At 44.4% G+C, this 24,158-nt stretch carries 22 protein-coding genes and 1 tRNA gene; 11 read left to right on the forward strand and 12 right to left on the reverse strand.

All coding sequences use genetic code 11. The features are described 5' to 3' along the window. Positions 1-7 precede the first annotated feature (7 nt). Complete coding sequence (acs, locus tag H5073_RS14505) at positions 8-1,963, reverse strand: acetate--CoA ligase (RefSeq protein ID WP_182680280.1); 1,956 nt, start codon at positions 1,961-1,963, stop codon at positions 8-10. 276 nt (positions 1,964-2,239) lie between these two features. On the opposite strand from acs, the gene H5073_RS14510 reads away from it, so the two are divergent. Continuing rightward, positions 2,240-5,686, forward strand: a complete 3,447-nt coding sequence (locus H5073_RS14510) for a NahK/ErcS family hybrid sensor histidine kinase/response regulator (RefSeq protein ID WP_182680281.1) — start codon at positions 2,240-2,242, stop codon at positions 5,684-5,686. A gap of 58 nt (positions 5,687-5,744) precedes the next feature. Here the strand turns inward: H5073_RS14510 and norR are convergent, their stop codons facing one another. The 3 genes from norR to H5073_RS14525 all read right to left on the reverse strand — a co-directional run bounded on the left by norR (position 5,745) and on the right by H5073_RS14525 (position 8,645). Beyond that, positions 5,745-7,391, reverse strand: coding sequence for a nitric oxide reductase transcriptional regulator NorR (gene norR / locus H5073_RS14515; RefSeq protein ID WP_182680282.1), 1,647 nt, complete (start codon positions 7,389-7,391; stop codon positions 5,745-5,747). Between the two features lie 190 nt (positions 7,392-7,581). Then, a complete protein-coding gene (locus H5073_RS14520; RefSeq protein WP_182680283.1) occupies positions 7,582-7,923 on the reverse strand; it encodes a cytochrome C oxidase subunit IV family protein in 342 nt (113 codons plus the stop codon). A gap of 77 nt (positions 7,924-8,000) precedes the next feature. Then, on the reverse strand, positions 8,001-8,645 hold the full coding sequence (locus H5073_RS14525) for a cytochrome c oxidase subunit 3 family protein (RefSeq protein ID WP_259394909.1): 645 nt from the start codon (positions 8,643-8,645) through the stop codon (positions 8,001-8,003). Between the two features lie 556 nt (positions 8,646-9,201). Here H5073_RS14525 and H5073_RS14530 point away from each other — a divergent pair. The 3 genes from H5073_RS14530 (at position 9,202) to H5073_RS14540 (ending at position 13,799) form a co-directional block, all read left to right on the forward strand. Next, a complete protein-coding gene (locus H5073_RS14530; RefSeq protein WP_182680284.1) occupies positions 9,202-10,950 on the forward strand; it encodes a phospho-sugar mutase in 1,749 nt (582 codons plus the stop codon). Between the two features lie 134 nt (positions 10,951-11,084). Beyond that, the gene (locus tag H5073_RS14535) at positions 11,085-11,960 is read left to right on the forward strand and encodes a DMT family transporter (RefSeq protein WP_182680285.1); all 876 of its coding nucleotides are present in this window, start codon (positions 11,085-11,087) and stop codon (positions 11,958-11,960) included. 231 nt (positions 11,961-12,191) lie between these two features. Further along, on the forward strand, positions 12,192-13,799 hold the full coding sequence (locus tag H5073_RS14540; protein WP_182680286.1) for a methyl-accepting chemotaxis protein: 1,608 nt from the start codon (positions 12,192-12,194) through the stop codon (positions 13,797-13,799). 30 nt (positions 13,800-13,829) lie between these two features. Here the strand turns inward: H5073_RS14540 and H5073_RS14545 are convergent, their stop codons facing one another. Then, positions 13,830-14,240, reverse strand: coding sequence for a CBS domain-containing protein (locus H5073_RS14545; RefSeq protein WP_182680287.1), 411 nt, complete (start codon positions 14,238-14,240; stop codon positions 13,830-13,832). A gap of 283 nt (positions 14,241-14,523) precedes the next feature. On the opposite strand from H5073_RS14545, the gene rluF reads away from it, so the two are divergent. Further along, positions 14,524-15,450 (forward strand): 23S rRNA pseudouridine(2604) synthase RluF, encoded by a 927-nt coding sequence (rluF, locus tag H5073_RS14550; RefSeq protein ID WP_182680288.1) that lies wholly within the window; start codon positions 14,524-14,526, stop codon positions 15,448-15,450. Between the two features lie 94 nt (positions 15,451-15,544). Here rluF and H5073_RS14555 read toward each other — a convergent pair whose 3' ends face one another. The 7 genes from H5073_RS14555 to punR form a co-directional block, all read right to left on the reverse strand. Further along, the gene (locus H5073_RS14555; RefSeq protein WP_182680289.1) at positions 15,545-15,748 is read right to left on the reverse strand and encodes a hypothetical protein; all 204 of its coding nucleotides are present in this window, start codon (positions 15,746-15,748) and stop codon (positions 15,545-15,547) included. Between the two features lie 36 nt (positions 15,749-15,784). Further along, on the reverse strand, positions 15,785-16,123 hold the full coding sequence (locus H5073_RS14560; protein WP_182680290.1) for a TusE/DsrC/DsvC family sulfur relay protein: 339 nt from the start codon (positions 16,121-16,123) through the stop codon (positions 15,785-15,787). Next, complete coding sequence (gene tusB, locus H5073_RS14565) at positions 16,117-16,413, reverse strand: sulfurtransferase complex subunit TusB (protein WP_182680291.1); 297 nt, start codon at positions 16,411-16,413, stop codon at positions 16,117-16,119. Before tusB ends, H5073_RS14560 begins: the two co-directional genes overlap by 7 nt. Beyond that, positions 16,413-16,769 (reverse strand): sulfurtransferase complex subunit TusC, encoded by a 357-nt coding sequence (gene tusC, locus H5073_RS14570; protein ID WP_182680292.1) that lies wholly within the window; start codon positions 16,767-16,769, stop codon positions 16,413-16,415. Before tusC ends, tusB begins: the two co-directional genes overlap by 1 nt. A gap of 21 nt (positions 16,770-16,790) precedes the next feature. Further along, entirely contained in the window at positions 16,791-17,180 is a 390-nt protein-coding gene (tusD, locus tag H5073_RS14575; RefSeq protein WP_182680301.1) for a sulfurtransferase complex subunit TusD, read from the reverse strand. A gap of 76 nt (positions 17,181-17,256) precedes the next feature. After that, entirely contained in the window at positions 17,257-17,916 is a 660-nt protein-coding gene (locus H5073_RS14580) for a Bax inhibitor-1/YccA family protein (protein WP_182680293.1), read from the reverse strand. A 176-nt stretch (positions 17,917-18,092) separates the two neighbouring features. Continuing rightward, positions 18,093-18,995, reverse strand: coding sequence for a DNA-binding transcriptional activator PunR (punR, locus tag H5073_RS14585; protein WP_182680294.1), 903 nt, complete (start codon positions 18,993-18,995; stop codon positions 18,093-18,095). Positions 18,996-19,376: 381 nt separating this feature from the next. On the opposite strand from punR, the gene H5073_RS14590 reads away from it, so the two are divergent. The 6 genes from H5073_RS14590 to H5073_RS14615 all read left to right on the forward strand — a co-directional run bounded on the left by H5073_RS14590 (position 19,377) and on the right by H5073_RS14615 (position 23,974). Then, a tRNA-Ser gene (locus H5073_RS14590) sits at positions 19,377-19,467 on the forward strand. A gap of 87 nt (positions 19,468-19,554) precedes the next feature. Then, positions 19,555-20,886, forward strand: a complete 1,332-nt coding sequence (locus tag H5073_RS14595; protein ID WP_182680295.1) for a tyrosine-type recombinase/integrase — start codon at positions 19,555-19,557, stop codon at positions 20,884-20,886. A 310-nt stretch (positions 20,887-21,196) separates the two neighbouring features. Continuing rightward, positions 21,197-21,658 carry a hypothetical protein gene (locus tag H5073_RS14600; RefSeq protein WP_182680296.1) on the forward strand — a complete coding sequence of 154 codons (462 nt, stop codon included), beginning with the start codon at positions 21,197-21,199 and terminating at the stop codon, positions 21,656-21,658. Positions 21,659-21,894: 236 nt separating this feature from the next. Continuing rightward, complete coding sequence (locus H5073_RS14605; RefSeq protein WP_182680297.1) at positions 21,895-22,773, forward strand: hypothetical protein; 879 nt, start codon at positions 21,895-21,897, stop codon at positions 22,771-22,773. Positions 22,774-23,011: 238 nt separating this feature from the next. Continuing rightward, entirely contained in the window at positions 23,012-23,374 is a 363-nt protein-coding gene (locus H5073_RS14610; RefSeq protein ID WP_229780245.1) for a transcriptional regulator, read from the forward strand. Positions 23,375-23,563: 189 nt separating this feature from the next. Then, positions 23,564-23,974, forward strand: a complete 411-nt coding sequence (locus tag H5073_RS14615; protein ID WP_182680298.1) for an antitoxin Xre/MbcA/ParS toxin-binding domain-containing protein — start codon at positions 23,564-23,566, stop codon at positions 23,972-23,974. The last annotated feature ends 184 nt before the right edge of the window (positions 23,975-24,158 follow it).

Consider the following 24,158-nt stretch of genomic DNA (forward strand, 5'->3'; position numbering starts at 1 on the left):
CGCCTGATTAAATCTTATTTAAGCGGCTGGCGATTAAACTATCGATGACAGAGGGATCGGCCAAGGTGGATGAATCCCCTAAGTTGGTGACTTCGTTGGCGGCTATTTTGCGCAGGAAGCGGCGCATTATTTTACCTGAACGTGTCTTAGGCAAACCCGTGGCCCATTGAATAAGATCTGGGGTTGCCAGCGCGCCAATTTCTTTACGTACCCACTGCCTTAATTCTTGACGCAGGGCCTCTGAAGGTTCAGCGTCATGGACTAAGGTGACATAGGCATAAATGCCTTGGCCTTTAATATCATGGGGATAGCCCACCACCGCGGCTTCGGCGACTAAATCATGGGCGACTAACGCGCTTTCAACTTCTGCTGTACCAAGGCGGTGACCTGAGACGTTAATTACATCGTCCACACGTCCGGTTATCCAGTAATAACCGTCTTCATCACGCCTTGCACCATCGCCGGTGAAGTACATGCCTTTAAAGGTTTTAAAGTAGGTGAGGGCGAAGCGTTCATGGTCGCCATATACTGTGCGCATTTGACCTGGCCAAGAATCTAAAATGACGAGATTGCCTTCCACCGCGCCTTCAAGAATTTCACCCGTGTTATCCACAAGGGCAGGCTTTACGCCAAAGAAAGGCCGAGTTGCAGAGCCAGGTTTAGTGGCAATGGCTCCCGGTAATGGGCTGATTAAGATGCCGCCAGTTTCAGTTTGCCACCAAGTATCTACAATAGGGCAATGTTCATGGCCGATGACTTGGTGATACCAGCGCCACGCTTCTGGGTTAATGGGTTCGCCCACAGAGCCCATAATACGTAATGAATCACCACTAAAACCGCTGAAGTACTCCTTGCCTTCGGCCATTAAGGCGCGAATAAGCGTGGGCGCAGTATAGAGAATATTCACTTTATGCCTGTCTACCATTTCGCCAAGACGTGCTGGTGTGGGGTAATTGGGAACGCCTTCATGCATGAGTACTGTGGCACCATTGGCAAACGGGCCATAAACCATGTACGAATGACCTGTGATCCAGCCAACGTCTGCGGTGCACCAATAGACTTCATTTTCTTTATAATCAAATACGTACTCATGGGTCATGGCGGCATAAACCAAATAGCCACCTGTGGTGTGCAGTACGCCTTTGGGGTTGCCTGTTGAACCTGAGGTATAGAGTAAAAATAATGGATCTTCGGCGTTCATTTCTTCGGCGGGGCAATCACTGCTGGCGCCAGCCATTAACTCATGCCAATCAAGATCGCGACCTGGCTGCCAGTCTACTGCGGCGCCGGTGCGCTTAAGCACAATAACCTGCTCAACACAGGTGACACTTGGGCGCGCTAGTGCTTCATCGACACTGTGTTTTAGGGGGATGGTGCGTCCGGCCCGCACACCTTCGTCAGCGGTAATGATAACTTTTGATTTACCGTCAATGACGCGAGAGGCGATAGAATCTGGCGAGAAACCGCCAAAAATGACCGAATGCACGGCACCAATACGGGCACAGGCTAACATGGCTATAGCCGCTTCTGGCACCATGGGCATATATAAGGTGACGATATCGCCTTTGGCAACACCTTGAGATTTCAGCACGTTGGCAAACTGACACACTTGGGTGTGGAGCTCACGGTAGCTTAATTGGCGTTGATCCTTGGCGTCATCCCCTTCCCAAAGAATGGCAATATTATCGCCATTGCGCTCAAGGTGCCTGTCCAGACAATTACTGGAGGCGTTCAGTGTGCCATCGGCAAACCATTGGATTGATAAATTGTTGGCATCGAAACTGGTTTTCTTCACTTGAGATTGGCTATAGGGGGTTATCCAATCGATACGTTTGCCTTGCTCACCCCAGAATCGCTCTGGATCGTCGATAGAGGCTTGATACATGCGCTGATAAGTTTGCTCATCGATATGAGCATGGGCACTTATCTGATTGGGAACTGGGTACACGGTTGGCGAATTCATAGGTTTTCCCTTTTATAAAAGCATGAATTGAGTATCACTCTGGCAGACATAAATTGGCTATTAGACCTTGGTCTAGTCTAAAAATATCCTTTATATTTAGCCTGTTATCATGCGTAAAACAATAGCCATGGCGCAGTTTTTATCGCAGAATGACACTTATCTGAGCTGTGGTATTGTGGTTTGCCTGTGAGGTTGCCCAGTTAAGTGTTTTAGATGGCTTGCCCCTAAGTGGAGAGTAAACCTAAGCTGCATGGGGGTTAACTAAGTAGGAATAGGATGAATTTAACCTTAATCGTTGCCTTAATTGCCGTGGGCTATATCTCGCTATTGTTTATTTTAGCTTGGGGCGGAGACCGCTGGTTTAATCGTATCGGACCTAAAGCCAAGGTGTGGATCTATGGCTTAAGCCTTGCTGTGTATTGTTCGTCGTGGAGTTTTTTAGGCACAGTAGGCCAGTCAGCCACTGACCTGTGGTCCTTCTTACCGATTTACCTTGGGCCTATTTTGATTTTTAGTTTAGGGTTTGGGTTGTTGAGAAAAATGGTCTTAGTGTCTAAGGCGCAAAATATCACTTCTGTGGCGGATTTCATCGCTGCCCGTTACGGTAAATCACAGTTTTTAGCCGCCTTAGTGACCTTTATCGCCTTGTTTGGGATCATGCCTTATATTGCCCTGCAACTTAAGGCTATGGTATTTAGTTTAAATTTATTTGAACCCACCCAGACTCAAGCACAAGACTTGCCTTTGGCATTAGTGATCACTGTAGTGCTGGCCTTATTTGCCATTTTATTCGGCACCCGCAAGCTCGATGCCACCGAGCATAACCCCGGAATGATGCTGGCCATTGCCTTTGAATCTTTGGTAAAGCTTGGGGCATTTTTGTTGGTGGGTGTAGTGGTGTGTTTTGGCTATTTCGATGGTTTTGGCGATATTTGGCAACAAGCCAGCGAAAAAGGTTTTTTGAGTGACGCAGGGTTGCCCTTTAATAGCATATTACCAGAGCTGATTGTCGGCATGGCGGCCTTTGTGTGTATGCCAAGGCAGTTCCATGTGATGGTAGTCGAATGTACGGATGAGACTATGCTGAGGCGGGCGCGGTGGATTTTCCCTGTGTATTTAGCATTATTTGGCTTATTTGTGGCGCCATTGGCGCTGGCCGGCAAAGTGTTATTTAGTAGTAATATTGCTGCAGATACTTATGTGATAAACCTGCCGCTTTCGCTGGAACACCCCTTGGTCGCCATGGTAGCTCTGTTAGGCACATTGTCAGCCGCAACAGGCATGGTGTTGGTGGCTGTGGTCACCATTAGTGTGATGATAAGTAACGAGTGGCTAGTGCCAGTGATGCTAAAAACTGGGCTTATTCGCACTAAAAATTTCAATGAATTCCAGCATTTTCTACTTAATGCACGGCGATTTATTATTGTGCTGACTCTAGGGCTTGGGTTTATTAGTTACCTTAAATTGAGTAACAATGAATCCTTATCTCATCTTGGAATGCTATCTTTTGGCGCCTTTGCCCAGTTAGCGCCGGCATTAGTGGGGGGCTTGTACTGGAAGCAGGGGAATCGTGCAGGGGTATTTGCAGGCCTTGGGATAGGATTGATTTATTGGTGTTATTTGCTCCTAGATGGCGCCAGCATAGGCCAAATGGGTACTTATCCGCTGTTAAATGTGTTAAGTGGAGAGAGCAGTTTATTGGCGTCGATGAGTCCAACGGTGGCCGATGCCTTAAAGGCGCTTCTGGTGAATTGCGGTTTTTATGTCTTAGGGTCGATGTGGTTTCGCGCTGGGGTTGCTGAGCGTATTCAAGCGAGCTTATTTGTCAGTCCAGGTATGCTTAAAGCTGAACCCAGAAAACGTCAAGGCCCGATTTCTCAACAAGATTTACTTATATTAGCCAGCCGCTTTGTCAGTCCCACAAAAGTGTATGAAAGCTTTAGCCGATTTTCTGCCGAAGCGGTAAAAAGTGACAGCTGGCATAAGGCGGCGAGCAATGAGCTAATCAATCACACAGAACACATGTTAGCAGGTATTTTAGGGGCCTCTAGCGCCAGTTTAGTGATGAGCTCAGTGATCCACGGCCGAGATTTGGGCTTAGATGAAGTCTTCAACTTAGTGGATGAAACCTCATCAAAAATTATGCTCAGTCAAGAAATGCTTAGAGGGGCGATAGAGCACGCCTATGAAGGCATGAGCGTGGTGGATAAAGATCTTAATTTGGTGGCATGGAATTACAAATACGTTGAGCTGTACCAATACCCCGATGATTTTCTGGTTCAAGGTATGCCTATTGCTGCAGTGATCCGTTTTAATGCCGAGCGAGGATTTTGTGGTACAGGCGACATTGATCAGCAAGTCAATGGCCGAGTGCAGCACATGCGTAATGGTAGCGCCCATGTCTCTGAGCGTGAGCGCCAAGACGGGAAAGTGATTAAAATTCAAGGCAACCCTATGCCTGGTGGCGGTTTTGTGATGACATTTACTGACATTACCTCCTATCGTTTGCAAGAAAAAGCTTTGCTTGAAGCCAATGAAACCTTAGAGACTCGCGTCAAAGCCCGTACTTATGAGCTGGCATTATTAAACAGTGAGTTGCTGGAAGCAAAAGCTCAAGAAGAGCAGGCACACGCCTCAAAAACCCGCTTTTTGGCCGCTGTGGGTCATGATTTGATGCAACCTCTTAACGCCGCGCGCTTGTTTACGGCTTCATTATCTCAAGATCCTAAGCTTAACCTTGAGGCGCAGGCGACCTTAAACCATGTTAATAATTCATTGCAAAGCGCTGGTGAATTACTTACCGACTTGCTGGATATTTCAAGACTTGATTCGGGGCTGGTCACCGTTGAGCGGCGCGATTTTAATTTAGGGCAAGTGCTGACCGCTCTTGCTGCTGAATGCAGTGCCATGGCTGAAGAGAGTCAGATCCGCTTTAGATTGGTGCCGACCCAGCTCACGGTTAACTCAGATCCCGCGTTACTGCGGCGCATAGTGCAGAACTTTCTTACTAATGCCTATCGTTATGCCCGTGGCGGGCGAGTGCTACTGGGGTGCCGTCGTTGCAATGGTGGCGTGCGCATTCAAGTATTAGACGCAGGCTGCGGCATAGGTGAGGCGCAATTAACTGAAATATTTAAAGAATTTACGCGTTTGAATCACCCCAGTAGTGCCAATGTCAGCGGCCTTGGCTTGGGACTGGCTATTGCAGAGCGAATAAGTAAAGTGCTTGAACATCAGATAGATGTCAGCTCGATTTTGGGGCAAGGATCAGTATTTAGTGTCACAGTGCCGTTAGGAAAAATGTCAGAAATCGAGCCTGTGCCGAGTGTGCCTAGTCGTTTACAGCCATTATTGGGGCTAAAGGTGCTGTGTATCGACAATGAAGAAAGCATTTTAGCTGGCCTTGAGTCGCTGCTTAGCCGCTGGCAATGTGAAGTGGTGTGCGCGGCCAACTTGAGTGATGCGAGGATAAAACTGGGCCTTAAGGGGATAGCACCGGACATTGTGTTAGCGGATTTTCACCTGGATGATAATCAAAACGGCCTTGATGCCATGGACGGTATTCGTAGCCGCTATGGTGAACATGTCCAAGGGGTATTGATCACAGCCAATACCAATAAAGAACTGATAGAAGATGTGCAGCACCGTGGATATCATTACATGGCTAAAATGATCAAACCCGCCGCATTGCGAGCGCTTATTTCAAGTCTCGTGAATCGCTGAGTATGTGCTCAACAATGTTTATATGCGTTAAGTTAAGGCTTGAGGTTTGTTGCAAATACTAGGAAATCAAGCCTAAGCGTTTGGCTTGGCGATGTAGGTTACCTCTGTCTAATTGTAATTGCCGTGCGGCTTTGGCCCAGACTTGGCTATTGTCATCAAGTGATTGGCGGATGATTTGGCGCTGAAAGTCGGCGACCATGTCATTAAATGAGCGGCCGGCACTGATAAGTTGCCTAGTATCATTACTCGGCCCAGGCTTGCCTGGGGCGGAAATCGCTACTGTTATTGGGGCTGCTATGGGGGTGCCTGCGGTGGGTGTTGATGACTGAATGGTATCCAATAAGGGCTGTGCGTTTGTTGCTTGGCTGGGAAGTTGCTCGGTTGCAAAGCGCAAATGCGATGGCTGGATCACTGTAATCCCTTTACTTTCGGCGCTCGCTTTAAGGCCGGCACGCATTAATACATGTTGCAATTCCCGTACGTTACCAGGCCAAGGGTAGTGCAGTAATACTTGCATAGCCGCTTCACTTAAACGCACGCTTTTTGCGCTGCTCAGGCCAATTTTATGTTTAAGGTTACTCAGAATATTGCCACACAGCAGTGGGATATCCCCTTGTCTTTGATTTAGTGGCGGTACGTGCAGTGGGTAGACACAGAGTCTGTGGTACAAATCCTCCCGAAAACGCCCTTGCTGCACGAGTTGCAGTAAATTGCGGTTTGTGGCGGCGATAATGCGCACGTCCACATGAATATTGCGGTCAACACCTATGCGCTGTATTTCACCTTCTTGAATGACGCGAAGTAATTTGGCTTGTAACTCAAGGGATAACTCGCCCACTTCATCTAAAAACAGCGTGCCTTGATGGGCCAGTTCAAATTTACCCATTCTGTCTTTGGTGGCGCCAGTAAACGCGCCTTTGACATGACCAAATAATTCGCTTTCGGCCAAGGTATCAGGCAGGGCCGCGCAGTTAACTTGCACTAAAGCTTGGGTTCGCCTTTTGGATTGAGTGTGTAGACTGCGGGCAACCAGCTCTTTACCCACGCCAGTTTCACCACTGATTAGCACGCATAACTCTGAATTCGCCACGATGCGAATGTCGTCTTTAAGTGCCAGCATGCAGGGAGTTTCACCAATGAAGTCAGATTTTTTTAATGGCTTTTGTTTGAATGTGTTGTCATTGTCACCCAATTTATGCTGGCGTTCTAATTGAATGAGAAAATTAACATTGCGTATGGTGGCTGCAGCGAGGGCGGCGAGCGTTGCTATGGTGATATCGTCGATGGCATCGAATGCACCCACATTAAGTGCATCTAAGGTGAGCACCCCAACTAAGGTGTCTTCAATGTAGAGGCTGCAGCCTATGCAGGCATGAACATCGAGCACCCGCTTAGGATCGATAACCAGAAACCCATCATAGGGATCGGCAAGTTCAGAGTCAGCGTTAAAGCGAATAGGGCGTTTTGAGGCGACAATAGCTTGAAATCTTGGGTGTTCATCGGGGACAAAGCCCATGCCAAGCACTTCAGGTAGCAGGCCATCCACAGCCACTGGGACTAATTCATTGCCTTGATACTCAAGCAGTGCTACAGCATCACAGGGCATGACTTGATTAACGGCGGTCATAAAGCGTTGATAGAGGGCTTTTTTAGGCAGGCTCTGGCTGAGATCTAAGGCGATATCCAGTAGGGTTTGCTCTAGCATGACACTCTCCATGAGAAATATTGACAACAAAATGGCTTTAACTCGCCCTAGTGTTGTCAATATATCAACATTGCTGTTTTTGTCTTGTCAGCGTTGAATAGACTGTGATGGAGGCCGCAAATTTCCTAAAAGCGTTACTGAGAACTAGGGGGTTAGCGACTGTTTTTAGTGACGAGCTGACATGATGAATTTACAGATAGAGGATGGCGGCCAATATTAACGGGATTATAATCGGGTAACTCAAGGCAAATAACCTAAAAGCCTTGGGAGCGGTGCGCATTTCCATAAATACATCAACGATTTGTATTCCTTTTATCATGGTCATTAGCACTATGAGCACTACACTTATCAACTTGATGTTGGTATTGATGGCAAGTGGCATAACATCAAAAGCTATGGCTTGAGTACTCATAGGGAAGGGTAAGAACACGGGAAAATAACTCATCGCAGTGGTTAGGCAAGTGAGCCCAATTAAAATGATGGCGGCTTTGTGTATGGCTGAAGCAGATTTGCTAGGCGTCAGGTTAGGCATAAATATTTGTCCTTTGGAGACCACAGTCTTGTAAGGCAGTGGTTGATTACAGGCTAATGATCACTAAAACGAGTCGATTAATGGGCGATATAAATTAAGAAAAATACTAAAATCCACACCAGATCCACCATGTGCCAATAAGCGGTCGCGGCTTCAAAACCTTGGTGTTCATTGGGGCCATAGATCTCTTTGCGGCTTTGCTGATGCAGGTAGAATAAAATAATGCAGCCAAGCACCACGTGCATAAAGTGAAACGCGGTGATCAGAAAATACAGGGTGAAAAAGTCATTGGTGGATAAATCAAAGCCTGCATTGATCAGTAAACCATACTCCCAACTCTTGGCGATAAGGTAGATAAACGCGAAAAATAATGCCCCGCGAAGAAAGTGACATACGCGAATATGCTGGGCCTTTTTGGCTCGTGTTTGCGCTAATGCCACCAGATAGCTGCTGATTAATAAGCTTAAGGTACAGACAAACCCGATAGAGAGGTGGATGATGTTTTGCCCTTTGGCAAACATTTCTGGCTCTAGACGTTTCATCACCGCAAAGCCGATAAAAAATAGTGCAAATACAGTTAACTCCATCGCAATGAGTAGCCACATGGCCATATCGCCTGGGATCCGTAGGCTGCTGTGCTGTTTTGATGTTGGCATAGGGCGATCATCTATAGCTTTGCCTTGAGTCATATTGTAGTCAGTCAATCTAGGGGGGGCTTCCATGGATACCTCAAGGTGGTTTGCGAGTGAGTTCATCATTGTGCGAATGATAAAGGGATTGTCTTATCATTTACTGATAGGTTATTCGCCTATCTATAAGTCACAGATATAAAAATAACTTACGCTAAGATAAGCAATTTTCATTCCTTGTTAGCTGTGCATTTAAGTTTTTGGCTTATTTATGTGAACTATCCGACAAATCAGCGTGTTTAACCAAAGCTAAACTAAATCTAGTTAAATCAAACTTGCTCAAACAAAAAGTGATGAAGATTTCCGTTGTGTTGAATTGACACGCATTAGCGGTTATCGCGGCACTCTTCTGCGGGGAATGGCTTCAGCTAATACCCACATCGACCCTAGCTCCAGCACCAAACCATAGAACAGCGCCCCTAAACGCCAATTGATTTGTCTTTTCAAGGTATTTACACACTAAATAGTGTAAAGATAATGACTAAAATTAGCTAAATAAGTCTAAAAAATGGCTTTCCCTCTAGCAGGTTTTAGCTGCTTGTGCCATGGTATGAGGCAGTCGATTTTACCCATTTCCCAAAGGCCAAGCATGAATAGTCAACTGCAATTTCAAGTCAATCACTGGTTAAACCAAATAAAGGATGACAGTGAAAAACAGGCATTAATGTCTCTCATTGAACAAGGCGATGAAGCAAAAATAGCCGCTTGTTTTAGCGGCCGTTTAGCCTTTGGCACTGCAGGCATTCGTGGGATAGTGGGCCCAGGTCCTATGGGGATGAATCGCTTAGTTGTGCGCCAAACCACGGCGGGTCTTGGCAATTATTTAACAGCACAAATGAAAGATGCCTGCCAGCGCGGAGTTGTGATTGGCTATGACGGTCGCCATGATTCGCGCCAGTTTGCCCATGATGCCGCAGGTGTATTAACCGCCATGGGCTTTAAGGTGTTTTTAACGGCGAAAGTCGCGCCAACGCCCTTAGTTGCCTTTGGGGTTAAGCATTTTGGTGCCGCGGCGGGCATAGTGGTGACCGCCAGTCATAATCCACCGGCTTATAATGGCTATAAAGTTTATTGGCACAATGGCGCGCAGATTATTCCTCCCCATGATTCAGGCATCGCCGCGTGTATTGAGCAGGCCGCCACCCAAGAATTGCCGTTTATTGAGCTTATTGATGCCACCAAACAAGATAAATTGCATTGGTTGATGGATGATTTTTTTGAAGCTTATCGCCATCAGATTTACCACGCCGGCGTACTGCAATTTGGGGGCGAGAAAGCCGATGACGGGAAGTTATTTACCCCGGGTGCAGATAATATCAGCTTGGCCTACACCGCGATGCATGGTGTGGGAGCCAATATGGCAGAAACCGTATTAAAAGATGCAGGCTTTAATCGTGTTTATAGCGTTGCGGCGCAGCGTGAGCCTGATGGCGATTTTCCGACGGTAAACTTCCCCAATCCTGAAGAGCCAGGCGCTATGGATTTAGTCATAGCTGAAGCCAAGCTGCACAATGCCATGCTGGCCTGCGCGAACGATCCTGATGCTGATCGCTTTGCGGTGGCGGTACGTAAAGATGATGGTGAATATCAGCCATTAACTGGTGATCAAGTGGGGGTGCTGCTTGGGCATTATCTGTTGAGTCACAGCAATCCAGATCAACGTTTGGTGGGCTGCACTATTGTGTCTTCAAGCTTACTGTCTAAAATCGCGGCCGGATTTAATGCGCATTATTACACTACACTCACGGGGTTTAAGTGGTTGATGAATGTAGGTATTGCCCAGTCTTCGCCTCATTCACGGTTTTTATTCGCCTATGAAGAGGCTCTTGGCTATACAGTGGGCAATCTGGTTTGGGATAAAGACGGTCTGTCAGCTATTGTGGCGTTTGCCAAGTTGTGCGCTGAACTTAGCTGCAAAAATCAAACAATATGGGATAGGTTAACTGAAATTTATCAGCAGCATGGCTATCACCTCAATACTCAGGTGAGCATTGCAACATCTGGTGATGCAGGTGGCATTGGCGCTAAATTACGGGCTGATACTGTCCAGCAGATTGGCGGCTTTGGGGTACAGGCATGCGCCGATCTTAATGCCAGTGAAAAACGCTATGCAGATGGTCACGTCGATACCTTAGATTTACCAAAAAGTGATGTGCTTATTTATGAGTTAGAACAAGGGCTGCGGGTCATTGTCAGACCTTCTGGCACTGAGCCTAAGGTTAAATGTTACTATGAAGTTTGCCTGCCTATGCTAGCGGGTGAAACGTTAACCCAAGTACGCGAGCGGGCGCAGCTTAAGATGAGTGCCCTTATTAACGCCCATCAAGCCTCACTCTAATGGCAGTATTTAAGCCCATATTGGCTTAGTCATGGTCGATGCTGTAGGTTCAAAGGGATTTATATAATGCATCATAGGATCAGGGTCAGGTAGAATACTAACCCTGTTAGTTTTTGTGTTTTGGACGTATTTTGATGCAAATTAATCGTGTGTTATTAACTGCTATTGGCTGTGTGCTGCTTGCTATGGTGACAATTCAATCTGGCGCCTCGCTGGCAAAACAACTCTTTCCTATTGTTGGCCCTGAAGGGACGACTGCGCTGCGTTTAGGTTTTGCTGCACTAGTACTTTGGCTGGTGTTTCGTCCTTGGCGGGCACTGCCTCAAGGCAGAGATTGGCAGAGCATTATTATTTATGGCCTCTGCCTTGGGGGGATGAATATCCTATTTTATCTCGCCATTGACAGGATCCCCTTAGGCATTGCCGTGGCACTGGAATTTACCGGCCCGCTTGCGGTGGCGCTCTTTGGCTCAAAAAGAAAGAGCGATATATTCTGGGTAGGCTGTGCGATTGCGGGCATTTTGCTGTTATTGCCAGATCTTAGTAGTGCAGAGGGCTTAGATCTTGCTGGGGCACTTATGGCACTAGGCGCTGGAGCTTGCTGGGCAGGCTACATACTCTTTGGTACGCGAACCGGTAAACAATCATCAGGTGGAATAACTGTCACTCTAGGAATGACGGTCGCTGCTATTGCGGTTGTCCCCATTGGAGCTGTTAGCCAAGGTGTGGCGTTATTAAACTGGGAAATTTTACCATTGGGACTGCTGGTGGGAATATTATCCAGTGCCTTGCCTTATTCATTGGAAATGGTGGCATTAAGAAACATGCCTACCCAAGGTTTTAGTGTGTTGATGAGCTTAGAGCCTGCTATCGCTGCCTTAGCTGGGTTTATTATCCTCGCGGAACAATTAACTTTGTGGCAATGGGCGGCCATTGGCTTAGTGATTATTGCATCTATGGGCAGTAGCTTAACACCAGCTAAAACCAAACCAGCGGTAATTAATGACTAATGCTTGGTTTTTGGTTGCCGTGGGGGCTGGCTCACATTTTTGATACAAATCTTTGTTTATTGGTGTAAATCTTGGCAGGTCACAGTCTGAGGCTATTGTCTTAGATTGTGAATAATCATAATATGCTTGAGTATTTTTGGAGAGGCACTTTCTCTATCTAGAACAAAGTGTTAACTAATTGTTAAATCGTTGGCATACTCGTTGTAACCTCAAGGATGAAATACGTACCCTATGGCATTGAAATCAATTCAGCATAAGATCTACGCTTCACTGGCTTTTACTGGTGTCCTCGTTTTAACTGCTAGCGTTTTCATTAATTCCAATCAACAGCGGGTTTTAGCACAAGAAACTGTCGAAAGTACCGTGCACTTGTTAGCCGACAATTATTTTGATTCCATCAATACCATGATGCTAACTGGCACCATGGCAAATCGTGAAATTTTAAGTAACAAAATCCGCAGTCAAGCCAATATTAAAGATGCGCACATTATCCGTGGCGCTCAAGTTGATAAACTTTATGGTCCAGGCAAGGCGAAAGAGAAGGCTCAAACGCCTGCAGAAGAAGCCGCATTATTAGGCACAGAAGCCATGTTTATTGATGTGGTCGACTCCCATAGAGTACTCACGTATTTAAAACCGTTAGTGGCCAGCGTAGACAACAAAGGGGTGAACTGTCTGGGTTGTCATCAAGCTCAAGAAGGCGATGTACTTGGGGTCGTTAAATTGAGTTACTCACTTGAGCAAATCGACAAGGCTGTTAATCACAACACCCTATTTAGCACGAGTCTGCTCACAGTTATTTTTTTAATCACCTTTGTTTTCCTTGGGATACTGTTTCGAAAACTGTTTATTAAACGCCTAAAACGCATAGGTGAAATTATGAGCCTGGCCACAGAGAATAAAGACTTAAGCGCTAAGATTAATGACGATTCTAATGATGAACTAGGCTACTTAGCGACCAGTTTCAATCAGATGATGGCATCATTTAAAGACAGCATCTTAAATGTATCAGCGTCCTCAAAAGTCTTGATTCAATCGGCAGAAACCATTCACAGTACAGCAGAGACAACGGAACAGGCGATAAAAAAGCAAAAAGAAGGTACAGATTCGGTGGCCGCCGCCATTAATGAACTGGAGTCGAGTTCAGCCGAAGTGAAGAACACCACTCATTTTGCTTCACAAAAATCAGATGAGAGCAATAGAGTTGCCAAACGCAGCACCATCATTGCTGAGCAAACAGAGCAGAGCATTAACCAGCTTGCAGCAGATGTCCGCAACGCCGCATCAAAAGTGGGTCAGTTACAGCAGCAAACGCTTGAAGTGGGTAAAGTACTCGAGGTCATCAGTGCCATTGCCGAACAAACGAACTTGTTGGCTCTTAACGCTGCCATAGAAGCGGCGCGAGCGGGAGAAACTGGCCGCGGCTTTGCGGTTGTTGCCGATGAAGTACGCTCCTTGGCCACTAAGACCCACCATTCTACCGATGAAATTCGCAAAACCATCGCTAAATTACAAGATGAAGCAGAAAGTACAGTGATCGCCATGAATGCGTCATCAGCAGAAGCGGATGAACGTGCAGAGCAAGTACAGCAAGTGGCACAAGCACTGCGAGACATTTCTATACAGATGAGTGAAATTAATCAGCTTAATGTGCAGATGGCTGACGCCACCGAGCAGCAAAACTTAGCTGCTGAAGAGATAAATCGCAGCGTTATTGCCATTCGTGATAATGCCGAACAATCTTTGGTGGATGCTCATGGCAGTAAACAAGTGAGCGCGAAATTGTTGAGTTTGTCTAAGTCATTAGATGAACAAGTGGGCCTATTTAAGCTGGACTAATACAACTCATGTCAGTGCAGCTTAGCTGCGTTAATCACAGCTAAAGCTTCGAAGTAAATCTTTCCAGGTGACTATCCCGACTATTTGGTTGTTTTCTAATACAGGAAGGCAACCAATCCCATGTTGAAGAATAAGCCGGCTTGCGGTTTTGAGATCCATGTTTGGGCCGGTGGTGACAGGATCGTGACTCATCACTTGATGGATCCGCTTTTGCAAGGTTTCTGTATCACGAACATATTCAGCTGCCGTGCCTAAATTAGGGCTTAAGGCATGGGCTAAATCCCGCTGTGACAGTACTCCTTGAAGTAGATTATTATCATCGACAACTAATAAATGATTAAACGCTACATTATCGAAAATTTCCTTAGCGACTTCTAGCCTGTCATCCATCTCAACCGTGACCACACGGCGACTCATGATCTGCGAAATCAACACACTCATAGTCATTTCCTTAATGAAAACACAAGTTAACTATCATAAGCTTATATCAAATTACTAAAAAAGCCGTTTACAGAAAACTAACTTTGACGTCATACAGTGTTTAAAGGCCGATAGCTAGGTGAGTTTTGCAGACAAGAATGGCGCAAAGAATAGTTTTATACCACGGATACTTATGCAATTATGCTGAAAATTGATAAACTCCCCACTAGGCTAAGCCAACATGCATTAGACTAGCCTTTAGCCTTATTTTTCTATTTTTAATTTCTAGCAAAGGAATACCCAAGTGATAGACTCTGCCATCCGCCTTAATAAATACATTAGTGAAAGCGGCATTTGTTCAAGACGTGATGCCGACCGTTTTGTTGAGCAAGGTAATGTATTCATTAACGGAAAGCGCGCTCAGGTTGGCGATCTTGTTTCTGTTGGCGATAAAGTGAAAGTTAATGGTCAAGACATTGAACCTAGAGACGCGGAAAATTTAGTGTTTATTGCTCTTAACAAACCCGTGGGGATTGTCAGTACGACAGAGGGCAGCGAGCGGGACAATATTGTCGACTTTGTTAATCATTCCAGCCGTATTTTTCCTATTGGTCGTTTAGATAAAGACTCCCAAGGTCTTATTTTTTTGACCAACAATGGCGATCTTGTTAATAAAATTCTTCGTGCTGGTAATAATCATGATAAAGAGTATGTGGTTACCGTTAATAAGCCTATTACTGATGAGTTTATTAAAGGCATGTCAGCAGGGGTGCCTATCCTTGGGGTCGTTACCAAGAAATGTAAAGTTGAGCAAGTTGCACCATTTTCATTTAAAATTGTTCTAGTACAAGGGCTTAATCGCCAAATTCGCCGCATGTGTGAATATTTTGGCTTTGAAGTGACTAAGCTTGAACGGCAACAAATTATGAATGTCAGCCTTAAGGGCTTACCCATTGGCGAATGGCGCGACTTAGACAAACAAGAGCTTGATGTGTTGTTTGATATGATTAAAGACTCATCATCAGAAGATAAAAAGGCCGCGGCGAAAAAGCCGAAACCTAAGCCAAAAGTGACCTCGCTTAGAGATAAAATTGAAGGGCCTGAGCACTTTATGCAGCATAATCGCAGCACCAAGCATAAGGGGCAAGCCAAAGGGCAGCCAAAAGGGCAAACCAAAGGCCAGGCTAAAGGTAGGCCTAACGCTGGGCGAAAGCCAAAAGGAGCACGATAATTTAAAACAGGGGCTATATTCAGCCCCTGGTTATTTTTTTAATGCCATAACAAATAACAAATAACAAATAACAAATAACAAAAACATTCTCGCGTTAATCGAACCCACCCGCCATATATACCAGAAACAAAGCAAAACTGATAAAGAATACCGCGCCTACTATGAGCATAATCGTTAACGTCTTAGACTTGGGCATAGAAGATGCCACGCCGTGACCCGGTATTATCCCTAATAGATCGAGTAAAAATTCAATAACACCCACAGTGATTTCCTTATCATTATTTATTTGTGTTAACAATATCAACACCGGAAAATAGATATATTTATTTGTATGTTACAAACACTTAGCAGGCTTTGGTAGGCCGGCGATTTTAGTGGCTTGTTTGGCGGGGCCGACAGGGAATAAAGTATAAAGGTATTTTGAATTGCCTTTATCTGGTCCTAAGCTTTGGCCTATGGCTTTGACTAGTACGCGAATTGCTGGGCTTGTCTTGTATTCAAGGTAGAAATTACGCACAAAGTTAATCACTTCCCAGTGCTGGTCAGTTAAGCTGATGTTTTCGCTAGCGGCGAGTATGGGGGCAAGCTCGGGTTGCCAATCCTGTACATTCTTTAAGTAGCCTTGGCTATCCAGGTCAATGTGTCGCCCTTTAAATTCAATAACATTTACCACGTGATCACCTTTTGGTAGCTCAGTGTTTGGGCCACAAATTCATCATAATTTATCAGTGTAAGTTGGGGCAGTACGCCCACCGGAATCAACGCGGTTAAGCCGCGGGCAGTAACATCATCGGCTAGCGCAAATAACTTACAGACTTGTAACTGTGCTTGCCATGCCGGGCTTAGCAGGCAATTGACGCCATCACCCATGAGTAAAATGCTGTCGGTGGCCCGAACTAAGCTCAAGCAGGTGGACAAGGCGTTATCTTGTGTCGCCGAGGTTTGAATTAAATGTAAAATCATCAGTAGACCATGACCTCATCAGCGGTATTAATTAAGGCTTTTATGTCATCAAATGAGGCAGGCTGAGCATCAATTGCCAGCTTATCTATCGTTAACCCCAAATTACTCAATGAGTCTTGGCAGACAAGCACGGTTTCTATGTCATACAAACTCAAGGCTTTTAGCGCGGCGATATAATCTTTGCTGCCAGTAAGCTCTGGGATTTGCGAGGGCAAAAGGTGCAGCACAGCATCCTGCATAAACACTAGGCTGACTTGCTGCTCAAAACTGGCACTCAGCAAAGCAAAATCTAATCCCTCGCGGCCACTGCTGGTCCCTAAAGGGCTTTTTCTAAATATGATGCAAATCTGTTTCATCAATTGTTTATGGCCTTAAAATTAAAAGCACACTAGGCGCTGTGCTTGCTCAATACCTGTGACTAACTCGCCCAGCCCACCCATGGTAAAGCCCGCATCAGCATTCCACTGGGGTTTGGCATTATCCTTTGCCTCTTGGGGCGACAAAACCCCGCGCCGAAGCGCTGCTGAGACGCAATTAGTGAGTTTTATCTGGTGTTTGCGGCTTAAATCAAGCCAGGCGGCATGAATGTCGAATTCATCGGAAGCTGGCGCCAGTAACGCACTGCTGTTGTACACACCGTCTTGATAGAAAAACACCGACACTATGGTATGACCTTGATCTAGGGCACTTTGGCAGAATTTTAGGGCGCGAAAACTGCCAGTACTGCCATAGGCGCTAGCGTTAACTTGTATAAGAAACTGACTCATAACCACTTGTCTCGCAAAAAATGCCATAAAAAATGGCCCAAGAGGGCCATTTTAACCTAGTTTTCCCTATTTGGGATCAATCATCACTACCCATACCTAAAAGGTGCAGTAGGCTGATAAACAGGTTTAAGAAATTTAAATATAAAGAAATGGTGGCACGAACATAGTTAGTTTCGCCGCCATTAACAATGCGGCTTGTATCATACAGGATAAAGCCTGTCATCAATAAGGCCACACCGGCATTCAATGCCATAAACATCACGCTGCTACCGACGAAGATGTTGATAACCGCTGCAGCGATGACCACTATCATACCGGCAAATAAGAAGCCGCTCATAAAAGAGAAGTCTTTCTTAGTGGTGAGGGCATAGGCTGATAACGCCACAAAGATAACCGAAGTTAATCCTAATGCTTGCATAATAAGCGATGAGCCATTTGCCATGCCAGCATAATGGTTCAAAATGTAACCCAGTGAAGCACCTTCAATACCGGTGAAAGCAAACACCCAGAATATGCCAGCAGCAGAATCAGCTTTACGCAAGGTGACAAACAGTAGTACTAAACCGCCGATTGACAAGCCAAGTGACATCATAGGGCTTATGTCTAACATCATGGCAAAGCCTGCACACAATGCTGAAAATGCTAATGTCATCGACAGTAACATATAGGTATTTTTAAGCATTTTATTGACTTCAACCGTCGTTAAACTGCCATTAATTGTGGATTGTTGACTCATTAAGGTCTCCTTGAGATTATCCTTTCATCTTATCGCTATTATTAGCCGAAAAAATGATGTTTGACTATTATCTAAGCTGATGAAGTAAAAGGTAACATACTCAAACAAAAAAGTATCTTTTACCCCGAAATTCTTGTGTATCAAATTTTGTTATAGCGCTAATAAGCGTGCTTAAGTTAGCTTAACCACTGTTTGTGTAATTGTTCGCTGTCACCTAGGTAAGCTAAAATCCATTCCATTGCAGGGCTCATTTGCGAGTGATCCCAAGCTAAGCTGCACTGAGTATCTTGCTTAGGTTCAGCCAATTCCTTTTGAATTAACGCACCCGACATCACAAATACGCTAGCCAAGTGGGCAGGCATATACCCAATGCCTAAACCTTCACGGAAACAATTCAGTGCCCTTATCCAGTCAGGCACCACAATGCGGCGCTGATTTTTAAGCAGCCAATTGGCGCGGGGAGGAATGTCTTTGGCGGTGTCTTGCAAACAAATGGCGGGATAAATAATTAATTCTTCAGCCGTGAGTGGGTGTTCTATCTCAGCCAATGGATGGTTTTTACTGACTAAAAATACCCATTCGATGTTACCCATATCACGGATCTTAAAGCTGCCACCCACTGGCAGGGTAGCGCTAGCGCCAATGGCCAATTGGCTACGGCCGCTAGAGAGGGTTTCCCAGACACCGTTATAGACCTCGAGGCGAATGATGAGCTCAATATCAGTGAAGTGACGGTAAAAATCAGCAATTAACACGCTAATCCGGTCGGCACGGACCATATTATCTATAGCAATCGTGATAGAAGGCCGCCAGCCATTAGCCACCTTTTGGGTATCAAGCTTTATGGCATGTAATTGATTGATGATATCCCGGCTTTGGGTGACAAAGTGCTGCCCAGCAGCAGTCAAGCTGACACTTCTATGGTGGCGCTCGAACAGGATAACCCCTAAATCATCTTCAATTTGCTTAACGGCATAACTCACCGCCGAGGGGACCTTGTTCATTTTATTGGCCGCAGCAGTAAAACTGCCAACACGGGCCACAATATCAATCATTTCTAAGGCTTGTTCAGAAAGCATCGGCTATCCCTTGCTATGAAAACGGGCAACTCATTAAAATCATTGCTGATAATACCAGACACTAAGGGAATTGATAGCACTAGTTCAGGCGGGTGATAGCTTGGGCTATGACGGTCAATCATACCGTGACATCAAGACCTGCAAACAGCGTTGTTATTTTTGGGCTGATAAACAATCAAAGAGAGATTATTGCTATGGCGTGAAAGCTCCATCATCTGCTTAAAAATAAGCCCACATAAGCGAAAGGTTACTCAAACAGACTGGAATCAGCTAAAATTTGGCCATAATGCCTTGATATTGAGCAGTTAATCTCAAAGCGGGTAAAAAAGTTCAATTCAGACTTTACACCAAGGGCTGCTAATTATATTATCTCGCTCGTTCGGAGGGATGGCAGAGTGGTCGAATGCACCGGTCTTGAAAACCGGCAAGGGTTTATAGCCCTTCTAGGGTTCAAATCCCTATCCCTCCGCCACATTAAATACGAGAAAAGCCGTTGATTATCAACGGCTTTTTTTGTTTTTGGCGTTTGAGGGGCTCTCCATAAGGATTGACTCAGACAATGTATCTTTATCGAGCACCCAACAACGTATACTTTACACGTATCTGTTTATCCAAATATTTACGCGACAAGGGCTTCCCCTTTGACGTAAAAGTCTCCTTACTGACTCGTGACAGAGCAGAAGCGGTTATCCGCAACATTGAGGTTGCCGGAACACTCAAAAAAATCATCAAGTCTATTGACCATCAAACACGCATTAATGACTTTATTCGTTACGTCGATGAAGTCATTAACCATCTTAGAGCTCAGTTTGATGCTGATGATTCTGATATTACGTTCAACATCACGCCGAAACCTCATTTCATCCCAATCAGAGACACTAAGTTGTCAGAGCATCGTGAAACCACAGCTGTTGCGCAAGCAAAGCCTGTTATTGGGTTAAACGAAGCATTAAGCGCATTTATTATTTCAAAACAAAAATCAGCCATCAGACCTCTATCTATTAAGCAGCTTGAGCAGCGTACTCGACATTTTATTGATACCGTATCATCAAAATCCGCTCTTAAAACCAAGTTTAAAACTGATGATAAATGTGTGCACGATATCACCAGCGCTGATGCGATGACCTATCGCGATGAGTTGCTGACTCAAGGCCGAAGCTACAAAAGCAATAAAGAATACTTAGCCGCCATATTTCAGTTCTTTAAATGGTGTCAGCTAATGAACTACTCCAATCAAAACCCATTCGAAAGTGTCACCGTCGGTCAAAAACCGAAAGCCAAAGCGAATCAAGGTCGCAACCGCTGGACTGCATCTGAATTAAAACGATTAATACGCTCGACTGCATTTAACGACTCAACCGACGATTTTAAGTGGGTCACACTCATGATGCTTTATGGCGGTTTAAGGCCATCTGAAGCGTGCCAGCTGCTATTAAGTGATATCAAGCAAGTAGATGGCGTTGACTGCATAAGCGTTGATGACAGCGGTGCAGGGCAACGAATAAAAAACATCAATGCTAAGCGCTATGTACCAATTCATAGTGCATTACTCGAACAAGACTTTATGGCCTTTGTGACTCAACGCAAAACACAACAAATACAACTGTTTGATTATAAACCTGTGGGCATCATTGAAGATTGGTCAAAAACCTACTGCAAACAGCTGGCAAAGCTTCAAAATGAAATCGGCATGCAAGCGAATAAGCGTCCAACCGCATACGGCCTAAGACACACGTTTATTGATGAAATGAAGCAATTAGATATCAGCGAGCATATCGTGGCGCAAATCGTCGGTCACGCTAATCCCAACATCACTTTCAGTCGTTACGGCAAAGATATAAACGTTGCAGCATTGCTTAAGGATATTGAGAGAATTGAATATCAAATTTGATGATCGGGTGTGGTTAATAAATAAACTTTAAACCTAAATTAACAATCTGTCTCGATTGACTGTAACAGTGTCAGTTGAGGCACAAACACTGCCAAAGCTGTAATTATTTCGCTACAGCAGAGAGCGAAATATAATGGTATTGAAAATGGCTCGCAGTCAGTGAGTGCAAAGAAAAACTTATAAATCAAACAAGCGTTTCAAACATTGCTTTTTTAATAAATTGTCTTAAATACTCTGCAACCCAGCACGAATCAGCTACAGGGTAGTGCGAAATAAATCTTTTCGCTCTCACTGAGAGCGAAATTCATTTATGAAAAAGAGTGAGTCAGTGGTTTTAACTGGAGCTTTTTGTGAGATAGTTGCAGCATTTAGAGGGAGCCGCCGTGCTAAGATGCCTTGTAAACAATACGTAAGATTCGGGGGCTATATGCGTTATGCGAGTAAGAGATATAAAGCGAAAATTTCCGAGCTTCACAAAAAAGCGCGCTCTAATGATATGTCGATCGAATTATGGCTGGAATTAAAAATAAGATGCTCAGAATTAAAAGAGTCTAGGCGTTTAAGAGACAAGGAAGGTCAAATTATTATTTGGGAGCAGTTAAGTATCGAGGAAAATATGGTGACTTTTCCAATGCAAACACTCAAAGGAACACCTTTGGATGTCATAAGCGTCTGCTTTAATGCAGAATCATTTATTAGTCTCCAGCAATCATACGGCGAATGCCCTCAAGAAATCGCTGTTAAGGTCATCGCCTCACTTGAGGCAAATTAGTCCCAATGCAGTTCTGCTAAATCTAACAAACTTTTGCCCCTTTCCTTGATAGAAAAGAGACTCAGCTATAAGTTGCCACTTCAACTTTGACATACTTATCCTAATGACGATAAATTCTATAGTGCGTTTTACAACAAAAGACCAGAAAGTAAATCAGCCGCATAGTCTTATGCTTGTGCTGCGAACGTTACTTGAATAATACTAGTCAAAGACACAAGCACGTATATGGAAATCACATGGATATCATCTGCTATTTCGCTAACCTGAAGATTTGTGGCACAGAGTATAGTACTAACGATAAAGGGGCGCGGACACTAAACCGTTTGCCCTTTAGTGTCGATGGTTACGATTTCGAACTTGTCCAAGACAGTGCAGTGTTTCGCACCCTAGAACGTGAACTCATTGGTACGTTTATCGAATCAACACGACTGTATGTGAACAATGTAGAGCCTGAGGACACTATGGTTATATGTCAAATCGCGCGCCGTATCGCTTATATGCTATCACTTGCAACTGACTCACAGGTTCGATTTTATCGATGGCATGCAGTCAATTGCGATGAAGGGCAAAGATGGTCAGTAAACGGAGTTTATAATTACTTCAGACCCCCTCTATGTACCGTTGAGACTATTTATTTAAAGTCTTTTATTGAAGGCGGATATGCTACCTATAAGCAACTAGAAGAAGTGCGAACCCTCAAAGTAGCTATTGAGCTATTCGTCACTAGTGATGTCTTAGAGCAGCCAGTTGAGCTTAGACTGGCAAATATATTTATATTATTAGAAAACCTTAAACACAGTTATGCCAAGGCTCATGAATATGAGTACATAAAAGGAGCTTGGTTTAAAGATGGTAAGCGTACTGGCTTTAAACAAATACTAATAGACATGTTTGATAGTGTTGGGATGTCCCCCGAAGTTAGTGGAATTATTAAACTTAGGAATGAAATAATCCACTCAGGTTTAAGTGAAATGGGTGGGAAAGAGAAATATAAGATTTTTTCTGTGTGTAAGGAACTTAGCGGCGAGTATCTATTTCGTTTGCTGGGTTATCAAGGCAAATTTTATAGGCATACTACCAATGGAAACCAAAGCAAGATGCTCTCACTGGTTTAGTGGTATGGCTCATTTGGTCATCTGATTAGAGGTGTAGTTATGATTCAACCGATCTTAGACAGAATATGACAACACCAGTGATTATAAGTGAGCAAAGTCGCTGGCAAGGTTTTGTCCAAAAGTGTGACAGGATAGCTTAGCAATAAGAAACTAAGCACAAATCAGTCGATCAAATTTTAGTAATACCACAGAGTCGGGAGTTGCTACTCTAATAGTGACGATTCAAAGAGAAGAATTGATGATGAAGAATACTAAACTCAATATATTGCTTTTAAAATGTGACGCAACGGCACCAGTTCCTGATGATTTAACTGCATGGCTTGATTCTCCTTCTGTCGGAAATGAAATTATTACTGGTCACGATGAGATATCTCTGAGTTCTGATGATGAATATCGTGCCGCTTTAAAGACAATCGAAGGATTGTTTGATGCAATACCTAATACCGCTGAATTGGAAAGTTTTTTATCTATTCTTGAAAATGACATGCAACAACACCCCGACAAATTAGTGCCGCTCACAGCAAGTATGCGTAGAAGTGCTGAAAGTTTAGTTGAAAGTGTAGAAATTGATTTTGGTGCTCAGTTATTAGACGAGTTGTAGGTAATTGGGAGACTAGAAGTTATCTGAAAACCTAACTTTGTTCGCTCTTTGTAACGCAGAAATGTTCACAAGTGTGTATGAAGCGAAAGATGTTGAGCCCCTATTGATGCATTGATAAATTAGGTCTTCAGGCTTTTGAATTTCACTTATACTGCTATCAAATACCATTTTCTGTTGGAGTTGCTCTATATGTTAAATGAAGCGTTTTCAGTATTGGTTGGTACAAGCATCGAGCACCTTAATCGTGACTCATATAGCGATATAGAGCTTATTCGGCAGGGGGTAACCGCTGACATGCTAGCTAATGCGATGACGTTTACGGGCTTATCTAGGCGTGAATTAGAAATAGTATTAGGGGTAAAATTAAGACTTCACGATAAGCTGTTGCCAGCCATCGCGACCGAGCGTGTGTTGATGCTCATCAGTACTATTCAAGCAGGAACAGAGTACTTTGGTACGCAAGATAAAATGCTTTTATGGCTAAAGACACCCAACCAGGCGTTTGCTAATCAACAACCGATAACACTATTAGATACCACCATAGGTATGGACATGATTAATGCGACGATAACTAAGTTATCGCATGGTATGACTGCGTAACAACGCCGGTGACTTTACAGCGCGTTGACGACAATTTTAATTACCAAACTCTATTCCATTGGTAGCGTTCATAATTCTGTGTCATTTCAGTAAACTGTACAAAAACAGGAATGACACATGACTCAACCTTTTAACTTTGAACAAGCCCTTAAAGATCTTCAAGCGGGTAAAAATCTCACAGGCA

This window comes from Shewanella sp. SR44-3 (genome assembly GCF_014163735.1).
In the GTDB taxonomy this organism is placed as follows: domain Bacteria; phylum Pseudomonadota; class Gammaproteobacteria; order Enterobacterales; family Shewanellaceae; genus Shewanella.

Bases quoted from the DNA above. Each gene is read 5' to 3' on its own strand.
- acs (WP_182680280.1), bottom strand. From the start codon at position 1,963: ATGAATTCGCCAACCGTGTACCCAGTTCCCAATCAGATAAGTGCCCAT.
- H5073_RS14510 (WP_182680281.1), top strand. From the start codon at position 2,240: ATGAATTTAACCTTAATCGTTGCCTTAATTGCCGTGGGCTATATCTCG.
- norR (WP_182680282.1), bottom strand. From the start codon at position 7,391: ATGCTAGAGCAAACCCTACTGGATATCGCCTTAGATCTCAGCCAGAGC.
- H5073_RS14520 (WP_182680283.1), bottom strand. From the start codon at position 7,923: ATGCCTAACCTGACGCCTAGCAAATCTGCTTCAGCCATACACAAAGCC.
- H5073_RS14525 (WP_259394909.1), bottom strand. From the start codon at position 8,645: ATGGAAGCCCCCCCTAGATTGACTGACTACAATATGACTCAAGGCAAA.
- H5073_RS14530 (WP_182680284.1), top strand. From the start codon at position 9,202: ATGAATAGTCAACTGCAATTTCAAGTCAATCACTGGTTAAACCAAATA.
- H5073_RS14535 (WP_182680285.1), top strand. From the start codon at position 11,085: ATGCAAATTAATCGTGTGTTATTAACTGCTATTGGCTGTGTGCTGCTT.
- H5073_RS14540 (WP_182680286.1), top strand. From the start codon at position 12,192: ATGGCATTGAAATCAATTCAGCATAAGATCTACGCTTCACTGGCTTTT.
- H5073_RS14545 (WP_182680287.1), bottom strand. From the start codon at position 14,240: ATGAGTGTGTTGATTTCGCAGATCATGAGTCGCCGTGTGGTCACGGTT.
- tusB (WP_182680291.1), bottom strand. From the start codon at position 16,413: ATGATTTTACATTTAATTCAAACCTCGGCGACACAAGATAACGCCTTG.
- tusC (WP_182680292.1), bottom strand. From the start codon at position 16,769: ATGAAACAGATTTGCATCATATTTAGAAAAAGCCCTTTAGGGACCAGC.
- tusD (WP_182680301.1), bottom strand. From the start codon at position 17,180: ATGAGTCAGTTTCTTATACAAGTTAACGCTAGCGCCTATGGCAGTACT.
- H5073_RS14580 (WP_182680293.1), bottom strand. From the start codon at position 17,916: ATGAGTCAACAATCCACAATTAATGGCAGTTTAACGACGGTTGAAGTC.
- punR (WP_182680294.1), bottom strand. From the start codon at position 18,995: ATGCTTTCTGAACAAGCCTTAGAAATGATTGATATTGTGGCCCGTGTT.
- H5073_RS14595 (WP_182680295.1), top strand. From the start codon at position 19,555: ATGTATCTTTATCGAGCACCCAACAACGTATACTTTACACGTATCTGT.
- H5073_RS14600 (WP_182680296.1), top strand. From the start codon at position 21,197: ATGAAAAAGAGTGAGTCAGTGGTTTTAACTGGAGCTTTTTGTGAGATA.
- H5073_RS14605 (WP_182680297.1), top strand. From the start codon at position 21,895: ATGGATATCATCTGCTATTTCGCTAACCTGAAGATTTGTGGCACAGAG.
- H5073_RS14610 (WP_229780245.1), top strand. From the start codon at position 23,012: ATGATGAAGAATACTAAACTCAATATATTGCTTTTAAAATGTGACGCA.
- H5073_RS14615 (WP_182680298.1), top strand. From the start codon at position 23,564: ATGTTAAATGAAGCGTTTTCAGTATTGGTTGGTACAAGCATCGAGCAC.